At 59.5% G+C, this 13,798-nt stretch carries 11 protein-coding genes; 5 read left to right on the forward strand and 6 right to left on the reverse strand.

Annotated features, from left to right (window positions below):
- Nucleotide 1 precedes the first annotated feature (1 nt).
- The 4 genes from rplT to uvrA all read right to left on the reverse strand — a co-directional run bounded on the left by rplT (nt 2) and on the right by uvrA (nt 4,404).
- The gene (gene rplT / locus Q0X21_RS00480; RefSeq protein WP_297849730.1) at nt 2-385 is read right to left on the reverse strand and encodes a 50S ribosomal protein L20; all 384 of its coding nucleotides are present in this window, start codon (nt 383-385) and stop codon (nt 2-4) included.
- A gap of 59 nt (nt 386-444) precedes the next feature.
- Nucleotides 445-639: a 50S ribosomal protein L35 gene (gene rpmI / locus Q0X21_RS00485; protein ID WP_297849731.1), complete on the reverse strand. Its 195-nt coding sequence runs from the start codon at nt 637-639 to the stop codon at nt 445-447.
- Between the two features lie 53 nt (nt 640-692).
- Entirely contained in the window at nt 693-1,214 is a 522-nt protein-coding gene (infC, locus tag Q0X21_RS00490; RefSeq protein WP_297849795.1) for a translation initiation factor IF-3, read from the reverse strand.
- Between the two features lie 331 nt (nt 1,215-1,545).
- Nucleotides 1,546-4,404: an excinuclease ABC subunit UvrA gene (gene uvrA, locus Q0X21_RS00495; RefSeq protein WP_297849732.1), complete on the reverse strand. Its 2,859-nt coding sequence runs from the start codon at nt 4,402-4,404 to the stop codon at nt 1,546-1,548.
- 69 nt (nt 4,405-4,473) lie between these two features.
- Here uvrA and Q0X21_RS00500 point away from each other — a divergent pair, with 69 nt between their 5' ends.
- The 3 genes from Q0X21_RS00500 (at nt 4,474) to Q0X21_RS00510 (ending at nt 8,615) form a co-directional block, all read left to right on the forward strand.
- Nucleotides 4,474-5,073: an MBL fold metallo-hydrolase gene (locus Q0X21_RS00500; RefSeq protein ID WP_297849733.1), complete on the forward strand. Its 600-nt coding sequence runs from the start codon at nt 4,474-4,476 to the stop codon at nt 5,071-5,073.
- An 88-nt stretch (nt 5,074-5,161) separates the two neighbouring features.
- A complete protein-coding gene (locus Q0X21_RS00505) occupies nt 5,162-6,277 on the forward strand; it encodes a DoxX family protein (RefSeq protein WP_297849734.1) in 1,116 nt (371 codons plus the stop codon).
- A 151-nt stretch (nt 6,278-6,428) separates the two neighbouring features.
- Nucleotides 6,429-8,615 (forward strand): ATP-binding domain-containing protein, encoded by a 2,187-nt coding sequence (locus Q0X21_RS00510; protein ID WP_297849796.1) that lies wholly within the window; start codon nt 6,429-6,431, stop codon nt 8,613-8,615.
- Nucleotides 8,616-8,625: 10 nt separating this feature from the next.
- Here Q0X21_RS00510 and Q0X21_RS00515 read toward each other — a convergent pair whose 3' ends face one another.
- Together Q0X21_RS00515 and uvrB are read right to left on the reverse strand one after the other, a co-directional pair.
- Complete coding sequence (locus tag Q0X21_RS00515; RefSeq protein ID WP_297849735.1) at nt 8,626-9,069, reverse strand: universal stress protein; 444 nt, start codon at nt 9,067-9,069, stop codon at nt 8,626-8,628.
- A 98-nt stretch (nt 9,070-9,167) separates the two neighbouring features.
- On the reverse strand, nt 9,168-11,267 hold the full coding sequence (gene uvrB, locus Q0X21_RS00520; protein WP_297849736.1) for an excinuclease ABC subunit UvrB: 2,100 nt from the start codon (nt 11,265-11,267) through the stop codon (nt 9,168-9,170).
- A gap of 117 nt (nt 11,268-11,384) precedes the next feature.
- Here uvrB and Q0X21_RS00525 point away from each other — a divergent pair, with 117 nt between their 5' ends.
- A complete protein-coding gene (locus Q0X21_RS00525; RefSeq protein WP_297849737.1) occupies nt 11,385-12,239 on the forward strand; it encodes a TetR family transcriptional regulator C-terminal domain-containing protein in 855 nt (284 codons plus the stop codon).
- A gap of 2 nt (nt 12,240-12,241) precedes the next feature.
- On the forward strand, nt 12,242-13,798 hold the full coding sequence (locus Q0X21_RS00530) for an ABC transporter substrate-binding protein (protein WP_297849738.1): 1,557 nt from the start codon (nt 12,242-12,244) through the stop codon (nt 13,796-13,798).

Below are 13,798 nucleotides of genomic sequence, written 5' to 3' on the forward strand. Positions count from 1 at the left end.
CTTAAGCAGCCTTCGGAGCGTTGACGTCCTCCGGCAGAGCGTCCTTAGCAACCTCGCAGATAGCGGAGAACGCAGCGAAGTCGTTCACAGCCAGGTCAGCCAGGATCTTACGGTCAACCTCAACCTCAGCCAGCTTCAGGCCATGGATAAGACGGTTGTACGTGATGTCGTTCATGCGGGCAGCAGCGTTGATGCGCTGGATCCACAGCTTGCGGAACTCAGACTTACGGGCGCGACGGTCGCGGTATGCGTAGGTCTGAGAGTGCAGCCACTGCTCCTTAGCCTTGCGGTACAGGCGGGAACGCTGACCACGGTAGCCCTTAGCAGACTTGAGGATGGCGCGACGCTTCTTCTTAGCGTTAACTGAGCGCTTGACACGTGCCACAGTGATACTTCCTTACTTATGAGAGTTTGAGGTGTTTATTTCTGAAGGCAGGCGCTCTATTAAGCCATGCCAAGGAGACGCTTGGTGCGCTTGACGTCGCCCTTAGCAACGTCAGTGGTGCCGGAGAGCTTACGACGACGCTTCGCCGACAGCTTCTCGTTCAGGTGGCGCTTACCAGCCTGCTCGCGACGCAGCTTGCCGGAGCCGGTGACCTTGATGCGCTTTGCGGTGCCCTTGTGGGTCTTCTGCTTCATAGTGGTAATTCCTTTAGCGTTTATTCGTTTCGCGGGCGGTGGCCTGCGGAACTCTACTTCTTACCCTTGCGAACGGGCCCAAGGACCATGGTCATGTTGCGGCCGTCCTGCTTCGGACGAGACTCGACCTGGCCGACCTCCTGGATATCCTCGGCGAGACGCTCCAGCAGGCGGTAACCCAGCTCCGGACGCGACTGCTCGCGGCCACGGAACATGATGGTCACCTTGACCTTGTTGCCCTTCTCCAAGAAGCGTTCAACGTTGTTCTTCTTGGTCTGGTAGTCGTGCTCATCGATCTTGGGGCGGAACTTCTGTTCCTTGACCACAGTCTGCTGCTGATTCTTGCGGGATTCGCGAGCCTTCTGGGCCTGTTCGTACTTGAACTTGCCGTAGTCCATGATCTTGCACACTGGCGGCTTCGCGTTCGGGGCTACCTCGACGAGGTCAAGGTCAGCTTCGTATGCGAGCTTGCGTGCATCATCGGTACGGACAATTCCAACCTGCTCGCCGGATGGGCCGACGAGACGAACTTCGGGAACGCGGATGCGTTCGTTGATCCGAGCTTCAGCGCTGATGAGAACTCCTAGTGGTGAGAAGGGCTTGTGTTGTTCGCTACCGAATCGCTCATAGCGCTTCCCCACAACAAAAACCCACGCTGTCACTGCCGATTAATGGCCGTGATGCGTGGGAGTTCATCCTCAACACAGCAAGATGCGCACATCAGTGCGCGATACTTACCGTTGTTTTTGACCTTTAGCCTTCCGGTCATCCCGGCGGCATCAGGTGGGAGAAACTCCACTTGCGACCCGGCACGCTTTGGGCGCGCCAGGCGGTAGTGGGTTAAACTATAACACCCAGCTACTACTGCACCAAATCTCAACACGCCGTGCCACGCATGGCGGGAAGCTACTTCCCTTGCAGAACGTCAGTCAAGAACTGTCCGGTATAAGAGCCGTCAACCTTGGCCACGTCCTCCGGGGTGCCTTGCGCGACGACCGTGCCGCCACCCGAGCCACCTTCGGGGCCCATATCAACGATCCAGTCGGCGCACTTAATCACATCCAGGTTGTGCTCAATCACCAGGACTGAGTTGCCCTTATCCACCAGGCCATTGAGGACCAGCATCAGCTTTCGAATGTCCTCAAAGTGCAGGCCGGTGGTCGGCTCGTCGAGGATGTAGATGGTGCGGCCATTGGAGCGCTTTTGCAGCTCAGCAGCCAACTTCACACGCTGCGCCTCACCGCCAGACAGCGTCGTCGCGGCTTGGCCGAGACGGACATAACCGAGGCCGACATCGCAGAGCGTCTGAAGGTAGCGGTGGATCGACGTGATCGGTTCGAAGAACTCGGTCGCTTCGCTGATCGGCATGTCCAGGACTTCAGCGATGTTCTTGCCCTTGTAGCGCACCTCGAGGGTCTCGCGGTTGTAGCGGGCACCGCCACAAACCTCGCACGGGACGTAGACATCCGGCAGGAAGTTCATCTCGATCTTGATGGTTCCGTCGCCACGACACGCCTCACAGCGTCCGCCCTTGACGTTGAAGGAGAAACGCCCGGCCTTGTAGCCACGCACCTTAGCTTCCTGGGTTTCAGCGAAAAGAGTACGGATCTTGTCAAAGACACCGGTGTATGTCGCCGGATTCGAACGCGGTGTGCGTCCGATCGGTGACTGGTCAACCTGGACGAGCTTGTCCAGATGCTCCAGCCCCTCGACCTTCTTCACACGGCCCGGCACCTGGCGGGCGCCGTTGAGGCGGTTCTGCAAGGTCTTGGCCAAGATCTGGTTGACCAGAGTCGACTTACCGGAACCGGACACACCCGTCACGGCCGTGAGCACGCCCAGCGGCACGTTCACGGAGACATTGTCGAGGTTATTCTCACGCGCGCCGACGATCTTCAGCATGCGTTGCTTATCCACGGCACGTCGCTGCTCCGGCACCTCAATCACCTTGCGACCGGAGAGGTAATCACCGGTCAGCGAGTTCTTCGCCTTCAAAATGCCCTTCGGCTCGCCCTGGTAGACGATCTCGCCGCCGTATTCACCAGCGAGCGGGCCGACATCGACGAGCCAGTCGGAGGCACGAATTGTGTCCTCATCGTGCTCAACCACGACGAGCGTGTTGCCGATATCGCGGAGCTTTTGCAACGTGGCAATCAGGCGCTGGTTATCACGCTGGTGCAAGCCGATTGATGGCTCGTCTAGCACGTACAGCACGCCCGCGAGACCGGAACCGATCTGGGTGGCCAGACGAATGCGTTGCGCCTCACCACCCGAAAGCGTTCCGGCGGAGCGAGCCAACGTCAGGTAGTTCAAGCCGACATCCAACAGGAAGTGCAATCGTGCCTGAATCTCACGCAGGACCGCACCGGCAATGAGTTCCTCGCGGTAGCCCAGAACCAGGTTGTCCAAGTACTCAGAAGCATCCTCGATGGACAGCTCCGTCAGCCCCGCGATCGACTTTTCACCGTGCGTTGTCGAATCCAAACGCACCGCGAGGATCTCCGGCTTCAGGCGTGAGCCCTTACACGTCGGACAGGCGACCTCACGGGTGTACGCCAGGTAGCGCTCCTTCGCGTGGTCAGATTCGGACTGCTCGATTTTGCGCTGCAAGTACCCTTTCACGCCTTCAAAGGCGGCGGTGAAAGAGCGCTGCCGGCCATAGCGGTTTTTGTAGCGGACGGAGACTTTGGTGGACGTGCCGTCGATAAGCGCCTTGCGGTGCTTCGCGGGCAGCGAGGACAACGGCGCGTGCGGGTCAAAGCCTTCTGCCTTGGCGAGCGCAACGACGAGCTTTTCAAAATAACCCTTATTCGGCGAGGAATTCCACGGCTGGAACGCGTCGACAGCGGGCGCATCTGGATCTGGAATGACGAGGTCCTCGTCGATCTCCGAACGAGTGCCCAGGCCATCACATGCAGGGCACGCACCGAACGGCGAGTTGAAGGAAAAAGCACGCGGCTCATACTCCTCGACCGACAGCTTGTGACCATTCGGGCACGCGGTCTTCTCCGAAAAGATTTCAACGCGCGCCGGATCATCTTGTTCACGCTCAACCCAATCGAAAGCAACCAGCCCGTCAGCCAGCTTCAGCGCGGTCTCCACTGAATCAGTAAGGCGCTGCTTCTGGCTTTCCTTGACCGTCAAGCGGTCGACCACAACGTCGATATTGTGCTTGACCTGCTTTTCCAGCTTCGGCGGGTCAGACAGCTGGTAGGTCTCTCCATCCACCGTCACGCGCGCATAGCCCTGCGCAGACAGATCCGCGAAAAGGTCAACGAACTCGCCTTTACGCTTGCGCACAATCGGGGCGAGCACCTGAAACTTAGTTCGCTCCGGCTGCTCCATCACTCGGTCCACGATTTGCTGCGGCGTTTGGCGTTCAATCACCGCATCGCACACCGGACAGTGAGGCGTACCGGCACGCGAGTACAGCAGACGCAAGTAGTCATAGATCTCCGTGATCGTGCCCACCGTCGAACGCGGGTTACGGTTCGTTGACTTCTGGTCAATGGACACGGCTGGACTAAGACCGTCGATGTATTCCACATCCGGCTTATCCATCTGCCCCAAGAACATGCGGGCATACGAGCTCAGCGACTCTACATAACGCCGCTGCCCCTCCGCGAAGATGGTGTCGAACGCAAGAGACGACTTGCCGGAACCCGACAGCCCCGTGAACACCACCATCTTGTCGCGTGGCAACTCCACGTCCACGCCTTTGAGGTTGTGCTCGCGCGCCCCGCGCACCGTCAATTTCTCAGCCACGTACTTCCCTTCCCACGGCATTCACTTCGAACAAACATACCAACTACTTCCCAACTACTGTTGGGCGCTATGAATTCCTTCAAGCTCAAACACGTCTCCGTCTCCGAGATGGACAACAACTGCTACCTGATCAGCTCCGGCGACCAGGGCCTGCTTATCGACGCCGCCGCCGAGGCCGACACCCTCCTTTCCATGGCCGAATCCGCTGGGGTGCGCATTACGGACGTGTTGACCACTCACCGCCACTGGGATCATGTCCGGGCGCTTGAGGAGGTACTGGCCGCGACTGGCGCAACCCACTGGGCGTCACACCTTGATGCGCCTGCCCTGCCGGTTGCTCCCGAACATGAGCTCAACGAGGGCGATTTCCTGCCGTTCGCTAACCGCGAACTGCCTGTCCACATCCTGCGTGGACACACCCCGGGCGGCGCCGCCATCGCCGCGGAGATCGACGGCCAGATCAACCTGTTCGTTGGCGATTCCCTCTTCCCCGGCGGTGTGGGCAAAACCCACAGTGAGGGCGATTTCCTGCGTCTATTCAATGACGTCAAGGAACGACTCTTTGATAACTATCCCGATACCTCGATCGTCCGCCCGGGCCACGGCGCCTCGACCACGTTGGGCGATGAGCGACCGCATCTCGACGAGTGGTGGCAGCGTCGCTGGTAAAAATTCTGGCGTAGCCCACACGCCGGAATGCCACACATGTCTACAGTGGGAAGAGAACATCCGCTAAATGAAGTAAGGAAAAGTGAGTATGATCCGCAAACTTGCTCGTCCGATGCTCGCCTCTGTGTACATCGCAGACGGCGTGAACACGGTCAAGAACGCGTCCGCCCACGCAAACGATGCTGAGCGCGTCGTGAACACCATTAAGTCCGTGCTGCCGAGCCAGTACGCCCAGTACATTCCGTCTGATCCGGAGACTGTGGCAAAGATCAACGGTGGCTTGAAGATCGGCGCAGGCAGCACCTTCGCACTGGGCAAGGCTCCGCGCCTGTCCGCTGGCCTGCTCGCTGTGTCCACCGTGGGTTCCCTGCTGGGCCGCAATGCCTTCTGGGAGGCTAAGAACGCTGATGAAAAGACTCGTCGTCGCAACGGCGCGATGACCAATGTCGCACTGCTCGGCGGTGTTCTGATCGCTAGCGCAGACACCGAGGGCAAGCCGGGTCTTGCATGGCGTGCGCAGGATGCTGCAAAGCGTGGCAAGAAGAATATCCAGCAGGCCCTGCCGACCCAGTCCGAGACTGAGAAGGCCACCAAGAAGGCCTCCGAGTGGCTGCAGGACACCGCCGAGACGGTTTCCTCCCGCGCCCAGGAAGTCGCCGAGCAGGTCACCGATTACGTCGACGACAACAAGGATGACTGGAAGAAGACCGCATCCCAGTTCGCCGACAAGGCAGCTGACCGTGCTTCCTCCTTCGCTGATGATGCAACCGAGTGGGCTGAGGACACCTACAAGGACTTCAAGCCGTCCAAGCTCGACCAGGCCAAGGCAAAGCACAAAGTCAAGGGTCTCGTTGGCGACCTGCAGGACACCGTCCAGGGTCGCGTCGACGACCTGACTCCTTCCGAGTGGGAGAAATTCAAGGCAAAGCGCAAGGTCAACAGCGTTGTCCGCGACCTGCAGTCCAACCTGGACGACCTGCGTCCGTCTGAGTGGGAGAAATTCAAGGCAAAGCGCAAGGTGAACAAGGCTTCCTCCAAGGCCCAGAACAAGGCACAGGATGCGATTGACGCTCTGCAGGATGCTTTTGAGAACCTCGACGCCTCACCGTCCTGGCGCCAGAAGCGCAAGTGGAAGAAGAAGGCTAAGAAGGCTGAAAAGCAGGCTCAGAAGCTTGTGAAGAAGGCAGAGAAGAAGCTGAAATAAGCTTCATCCGTCACCGTAGCGGCCCCGCGGCAGGGAATACTCCCTGCCCCGGGGTCGTTCGTTTGTGTGGTGGCACGGTGAGAGGGTGTTACCGGGTAGCGTCGATAAGCCGACGTGCGTTCGTGAGGAAGGAGACCGCTTCGTGGCAGACATGCTTGATGCCCGCGCCGAAGAGCAACAACACGTGGATACGTTGTTCGCGCACCTGGACAAAGAGGTCGAAGCCGCCAGCAAACGCCTCGAGGAAGTCCAACGCGCTGTGGACCCTGACAACCCGGATGCAGATGCACTTGTTCGTCGTGAGACCGAGTACCACGGCCTCAACGCGAAGCTCGATGCTTTGAATATCGCAGAAACGGGTCTTGTCTTCGGTCGCATCGATATTGCCGACAGTGAGGCGGAAAACCCCGTTCCCGGCCGTGCTGATCTGGATCGCCGCTACATCGGACGCATGGGCATCGACGACCGTGCAGATAATTACCGCACTCTCCTCCTCGACTGGCGTGCGCCCATGGCGCGGCCCTACTACCTGGCCACAACCGCGCATCCGGAGGGCGTGGAAACCCGCCGCAATATTCGAATGAAAGGCCGCACCGTAGCAGCTGTCGACGATGAAATCCTTTCCGGCACCCACGTCGATGAGTCCGCACAGACTACTGATGTCGGTAGCGAGGCTGCTCTCCTGCGCGCGATGAACTCCCCGCGTACGGGACACATGCAGTCCATTGTGGAAACAATCCAGCGCGAGCAGGACGAGATCATCCGAGACTCGACGCGCGGTGTGCTCGTCGTTGGTGGTGGCCCAGGCACCGGAAAAACGGCAGTTGCCCTGCACCGCGTCGCGTATCTGCTGTACACGTGGCGTGATCAACTCGCGCGCACAGGCGTGCTCGTCATTGGCCCGAACCGGACCTTCCTGGACTACATCTCCCGCGTCCTGCCTGAACTGGGTGAAACTGGCGTGGTGCTCAGCACCGTTGGTGAACTCGTCCCGGGAATTACCCCACACGGCGCTGATTCGCTGCTCACCCGCGAGGTCAAGGGCTCCGCGGAGATGGTGCTGATCCTCAAACGTGCGGTGCAGAATCTGCAAACGATCCCTGAAGAGGACATCATGCTGCGCATCGATGGCATTGACCTCGCCGTCACCCCCGCGATGATCAAAGCGTCGCGCACTCGCGCCCGTCGCTCACGCAAGCCGCACAACGAGGCCCGTGAATTCTTTGCAGATCACCTGACGCAACTCATCGCTGAAGCACTCGCCGAGAGGATCGGTGCTGATCCGCTGGGCGGAAAGAATCTGCTCTCCGAAGCCGATGTGGATCAGCTCCACGATGATCTGGCGGAGGAAGGGCAGGTTGAAGGGATCGTGGATACGTACTTCCCTGAGCTCGACGCTCCTGAAGTGCTCGCTGAGTTCTTGAGCGACCGTAAGGCCATCGCTGCTGCCACACACGATTACGACGATGTCACGCGCGACGCTTTGTACCGCGCTGACGGTTGGGCATTCACAGCCGCAGACACAGCGCTTATCGACGAGCTCTACACCCTCACCGGCATCCCCACCCCCACCGACGAAGCTGAGAAAGCCGACCGCCAATGGCGTGAACTCGTCGCAGATGCCGAGGATGCCCTGGACATTCTCGCGTCATCGGCCAATACCGACACCGACGATGATGAATTCGAAGCCGAAGTGTTGTCTGCCCACGACATCATCGACGCAGAAACACTCGCCAGCCGCCAGCGCGAGACCGATATCCGCTCTACCGCGGAGCGCGCTCGAGCTGATATGAGCTGGGCGTACGGCCACGTCATCGTCGATGAGGCACAGGAGCTCACCCCGATGGAATGGCGCATGGTTTTCCGCCGCTGCCCGTCGAGATGGATGACCCTCGTGGGTGATCCCGCTCAAACCTCGTCGCCAGCCGGAGTCGAGTCGTGGACCGAAACCCTCGGGCCATTTATCGGGGAGCGCTTCCGGTTCCACGAGTTGAGCGTGAACTACCGCACGCCAGAAGAAATCATGGATTTCGCTGACGGGATTCTCGCCGAGATCGACCCAGAGGCATCGCCATCTGTCAGCGTGCGCTCAACAGGTGAGCCTGTCCGGCATCTCCCGGAAGGAACGGCCCCGGAGGGCGTCGTTGCGGAACTAAAAGAACGTGGTGGTCTCACCGCTGTCGTTACCGTGGACAATGTCGGTGACGTCAAAGGTCTTGAATTCGACCACGTCATCGTGGTGGACCCCGACGCGATCGTCAATGCTTCACCACAGGGGTGGCAAGACCTCTACGTCGCAGTCACGCGTGCGACGCAGACGCTGACTCTGATCGGGTGATGCAAGAAAGCTAAGCGACGGTGTGAACAATCATCACGTCACAATCCGACTGACGAGCCACATCAGCCGGGACCGATCCGAGCAAACGACCGGTCAGGGAGTTGATCCCCCGGTTGCCCACGACGAGCAGGTCAGCGTTGAAATCAGTGACAATGCTCATCAGCGCCTCGACCGGGGTGCCGGGCCGCACAGCGGTCTCAACATTTTCCACGCCGACTTCCTTCGCACGGGCTGAAGCAGCCTCAAGGTTCTTCCGCGCAGTGTCGTCGCCGAGAATCGTGTTGGAATCCTGGCGCAGGGTCGAGGAAGCATCTTCCTCAGACTCGTAATAGGCGCAACCCACCACGAGCTTGGCATCAAATGCACGTGCCAACTCAGCCGCACGCTCGACGGCCAGCAAGGAAGATGTGGATCCGTCCGTGCCGACAACGATGGTGTTGTAGTTCTTGCTCATTGTGCACCTTCCGTTCGAACTGGCTTCGTTGGCCTAGCGACCTTAAACAAGATCAGCGCGACTGCCAACCTCATTGCCAAAGGCCATACTTCTGGCCACTATATACCGGCTTCTTTCACACCGCGGAGCTCCTTGCGCAAGTCCGCGATCTCATCCCTGAGGCGACCAGCCAATTCGAATTTCAGCTCGCGGGCAGCGCTGGTCATTTGGGTGGTCAGGTCGTCGATAAGTTTCTGAATCTCGTCTTGCGCCATCGTCGACGTGTCTCGCCCCTCGAGCATCGACGTCTCGCTGGTTGTTGAGCTCGAGGCGTCCTCATCGGTGCGCTCATAAACTTCGTCGAGAATGTCTGCGATCTTCTTGCGCAGTGGCTGCGGGTCGATGCCGTGTTCTTCGTTATAGGCGATCTGCTTGGCTCGGCGACGCTCCGTTTCGTCGATGGCTTCCTGCATGGATTCGGTGATGTTGTCGCCATACATGATGACCTCGCCGGAGACATTGCGAGCCGCACGACCGATCGTCTGAATGAGCGACTTCGTCGAGCGCAGGAAGCCTTCTTTGTCTGCGTCGAGAATGGCCACGAGCGAAACCTCAGGCAAATCGAGGCCCTCGCGGAGCAGGTTGATGCCCACGAGCACGTCGAATTCGCCGAGGCGCAACTGGCGCAAAAGCTCAACACGCTGCAAAGTGTCGATATCCGAGTGCAGATACCGCACCTTGATCCCGTTATCGAGGAAGTAGTCGGTGAGGTCTTCGGCCATGCGCTTCGTCAACGTCGTGACTAGGACGCGCTCGTCCTTCTCCGTGCGCTGGCGGATCTCGTGAATCAGGTCATCGATCTGGCCCTTCGTCGGTCGGACAGACACCTTCGGATCAACAAGGCCCGTCGGGCGAATCACCTGTTCGACGAATTCGCCGCCGGCGGCCTGGAGCTCATAGTCACCCGGTGTCGCCGACATGTAGACAGTCTGGCCGACGCGGTCCTCAAACTCGTCGAAGGTCAGCGGGCGGTTATCCACCGCAGACGGCAGTCGGAAGCCGAATTCAACCAGATTGCGCTTGCGCGACATGTCGCCCTCGTACATACCACCGATCTGCGGGACGGTCACGTGGGACTCATCGATAATGGTCAGGAAGTCCTCTGGGAAATAGTCGATCAAAGTCGCTGGTGCCGATCCTGCCTCGCGCCCGTCGATGTGCCGCGAATAGTTCTCAATGCCAGAGCAGAAACCGACCTGCTGGATCATCTCCAAGTCGTATTCCGTGCGCATCCGCAGACGCTGCGCTTCGAGGAGCTTGCCGCGGTTCTCCAGGTCCTCAAGGCGGTCCGCTAGCTCTTCTTTGATCGCCTCAATCGCCTTTTCCATACGCTCTTCGGTGGCCACATAGTGCGTCGCCGGGAAGATCCGCAGTTCATCGCGCTGCTGCAGCACGTCGCCGGTCAGCGGGTGAATGTAGTAGAGCGAATCAACCTCGTCGCCGAAGAATTCCACGCGCACAGCAACTTCCTCGTACGCCGGAATGATGTCAACGGTGTCGCCTTTCACACGGAAGGTGCCACGTTGGAAGTCGATGTCGTTGCGCTCGTATTGGACGTCGACAAGCAGGCGCAAAAAGCGGTCGCGCTCGATCTCTTCGCCCACGCGCAACAGCAGCGAACGGTCGAGGTACGACTGCGGCGTGCCCAAGCCATAAATGCACGAGACCGAAGAGACAACGACCACGTCACGTCGACTGAGCAGCGCAGATGTCGCGGAGTGGCGGAGACGCTCGACGTCGTCATTGATCGACGAATCCTTCTCAATATAGGTATCCGTCTGCGCGATATACGCCTCCGGTTGGTAATAGTCGTAGTACGAAACGAAGTACTCAACCGCGTTATTCGGCAGAAGCTCACGCAGCTCCGTCGCCAGCTGCGCGGCGAGCGTTTTATTCGGCGCCATCACGAGCGTCGGACGCTGCTGCTGCTCAATCAGCCACGCCGCGGTCGCGGACTTACCCGTACCGGTCGCACCCATGAGCACCACGTCCGGCTCCCCTGCACGCAGCCTGCGGTCCAGCTCGGCGATCGCTTTCGGCTGGTCGCCCGATGGCTCGAACTCGGACTCGACCTTGAAAAGTTTCTCCGAGCGTTCCACTTCTCCGACGGGACGGAACTCAGAGTGCGACAAAACGGGATGTTCAGCAGCAAAAGCCATGCCCGCCAGTCTAGGTCAGTTCAGCGCAACGCTTATCGACGCACCAAAGTTGCGACACACCTTCGTTTTCGAGTCAAAGTGTTGCGATGAGCTCTCAGCTGCGCTTAAGGTCTTCCTATGGCCCAGGCACATTCCAACACTGCAGCTCGCGCCGCCATCAAGGCGGCCGGGCTCCGTCACGCGGATGTAGCCGCCCAATTAGGGATTGATGCCAGCAAGCTCTCCAAGTCACTTTCGGGCGTACGGCAATTCACCGCTGTTGAGCTTGAAAAGCTAGCGGAGGTCACTGGTGTCACCGTAGACAGTTTGAGGCCGCTGTCCACGGAAAACTCAGCCCCCTTGGCGCATCCACGGCAAGCAGAATGGGCCGAACGTCGACGAGCAATCGCCGCTGTGGCCTGGCCGCTGTTCACAACGAACGGTTACCAGGCGGTGAAGATCGCCGACATCGCACGGGAAGCTGGCATCTCCAGTTCGGCGGTGCACTACTACTTCCACTCCAAGAACGACATCTTCCTGGCCACGCTTGATCTCTGCTCAGAACAAGCTGCGGGCCGCCGCGATCAGGTGACACAAATCAGTGACCCTGCACTACGGCTCCTGCGCTTTGCTGAGATTCAGCTCGACGGATCCACGGAAGCTACTCGGGAGTGGACAACCTGGGCTCAATTCTGGGCGTCGGCCCCGACATTCCCAGATGCGAGGCGAGCAACTGCCGTGGCGTACAGCCGTTGGCAGGAACAGCTTCGTGCGATCGTGCTGGAAGGCATGGCATCAGGTCAGTTCTGCACCGCGGACCCAGACGAAATGATCAACGCTGTCACGGCAATGATCGACGGACTTGGAGTGCGCATGCTCGCTGGCACGTTATCCCCCGTCGATGCGGCACACGCAGCGACGGCTTATTTGAAAACCTGGTTCACAACAGCCCCTGCTTCGGGGAGCGCTGTGACCGTGAAGGAGAACGCATAAACATGGTTGAACTTTCACGTCGGCAGCTGTTGGGCGCCGCTGCAGCCGCAGGATCTGCTTCTGCGCTCGCGGCTTGCTCATCGACGCTGCCGGCAGAAAACATCGATACCTCAGGTCCCCCGCAGAAGGGCGGAACGCTGCGTGTTGGACTCGTCGGCGGCTCGATCAAGGACACGATCGACGCACACAAGCCCGCTAGTGCTAGTGATGCTGCTCGCGTGATCAACCTTTACGAGCCCCTGGTTCGTCGTGGCTATAACTATGAGCTTGAGAATCGTCTCGCAGAAAGCCTCGAACCGAACGAAGACGCTACGCAGTGGACGATTCATTTGCGCGAGGGCTTGAAATTCTCCGACGGTCGCCCCCTGCGTCCCGAAGACGTCATTGCTACCTACGAGCGTATCGCTGATCCGGACAATCCGAAGAACGGAGCGGGCTCCATTGCTCACATCGAGGCAATGAATGTCGTCGATGACCGGACACTGACCATTTCACTGTCCCGCCCGGACGCAACCCTCACCGATGCGCTCGCCGAGTACCAAATGGGCATCGTCCCCGAGGACTACGACCCAAAGAATCCCGTTGGCGCCGGCCCGTTCAAGTTGGTCAGCTTCTCCCCCGGCCGCGAAACGGTCATGGAGCGCAACGAACACTTCTACTTGGGCCCCGCCAACCTGGACCGCGTCGAAGTTGTGGATTTCTACCAGGAAGACGCAATGCTCAACGCGTTGCTTTCCTCCCAGGTCGACGGCATCGGCGCACTCAACCACGCCCTTGTCCGCGTCATTGAAGCCGACCCACGCCTCCAAGTGGTCAGCTCCGAGACCGGCATGTGGCTCCCCTTCACCATGCGCGTCGACCACGAACCATTCGACGACGTCCGCGTGCGCCAAGCGATGCGCCTCGCTGTCGAGCGTCCCGGCATGGTCGACCAAGTCTTCTCCGGAGAAGGCCAGGTGGGTAACGACATGTTCGCCCTCTACGACCCCGCCTACCCGCACGACTTCCCCCAGCGCGAGCAGAACATCGCCGAAGCTAAAAAGCTGCTTGCCGACGCCGGCTACCCCGACGGCATCGACGTCACCCTCAACACCTCCGAAATCGCCTCCGGTGCCGTCCGCGCTGCACAGGTCTTCACGGAGCAAGTACGCGAGGCCGGCATTCGGGTGAAGATCAACCAGGTGGATTCCACAACCTTCTGGGCAGAAGGCAACTACTTGTCCTACCCGTTCTCCCAAACCTTCTACTACACCCGAAACTTCCTTGAACAGGTAAATCGCTGCGCTACAGCTGACGCACCGTTCAACGAGACGCACTGGGTCGATGATGAATTCACCGCACGCGTTGAAGCTGCCCGCGGCATTGTCGACGACCGGGAGCGCGGCGAAAAGGTCAAGGAGCTCCAGCGCGAGTTCTACGACCGCGGCGGCTACATCATTTGGGGCTTCCCTAATCAGGTGGACGCGTATCACAACTACGTCCGGGGAGCTAAGCCTCACCCGAGTGGTGTGGCTCTGTCCCAGACGTTGTTCTACGACATGTGGATTGCGGAGGCATAG

Source organism: uncultured Corynebacterium sp., from assembly GCF_947253065.1.
Lineage (GTDB): Bacteria > Actinomycetota > Actinomycetes > Mycobacteriales > Mycobacteriaceae > Corynebacterium.

What these genes read in the sequence shown, in the direction of transcription:
- rpmI (WP_297849731.1), bottom strand. Translation starts at nt 639, where the DNA reads ATGAAGCAGAAGACCCACAAGGGCACCGCAAAGCGCATCAAGGTCACC.
- Q0X21_RS00500 (WP_297849733.1), top strand. Translation starts at nt 4,474, where the DNA reads ATGAATTCCTTCAAGCTCAAACACGTCTCCGTCTCCGAGATGGACAAC.
- Q0X21_RS00505 (WP_297849734.1), top strand. Translation starts at nt 5,162, where the DNA reads ATGATCCGCAAACTTGCTCGTCCGATGCTCGCCTCTGTGTACATCGCA.
- Q0X21_RS00510 (WP_297849796.1), top strand. Translation starts at nt 6,429, where the DNA reads ATGCTTGATGCCCGCGCCGAAGAGCAACAACACGTGGATACGTTGTTC.
- Q0X21_RS00515 (WP_297849735.1), bottom strand. Translation starts at nt 9,069, where the DNA reads ATGAGCAAGAACTACAACACCATCGTTGTCGGCACGGACGGATCCACA.
- uvrB (WP_297849736.1), bottom strand. Translation starts at nt 11,267, where the DNA reads ATGGCTTTTGCTGCTGAACATCCCGTTTTGTCGCACTCTGAGTTCCGT.
- Q0X21_RS00525 (WP_297849737.1), top strand. Translation starts at nt 11,385, where the DNA reads ATGGCCCAGGCACATTCCAACACTGCAGCTCGCGCCGCCATCAAGGCG.
- Q0X21_RS00530 (WP_297849738.1), top strand. Translation starts at nt 12,242, where the DNA reads ATGGTTGAACTTTCACGTCGGCAGCTGTTGGGCGCCGCTGCAGCCGCA.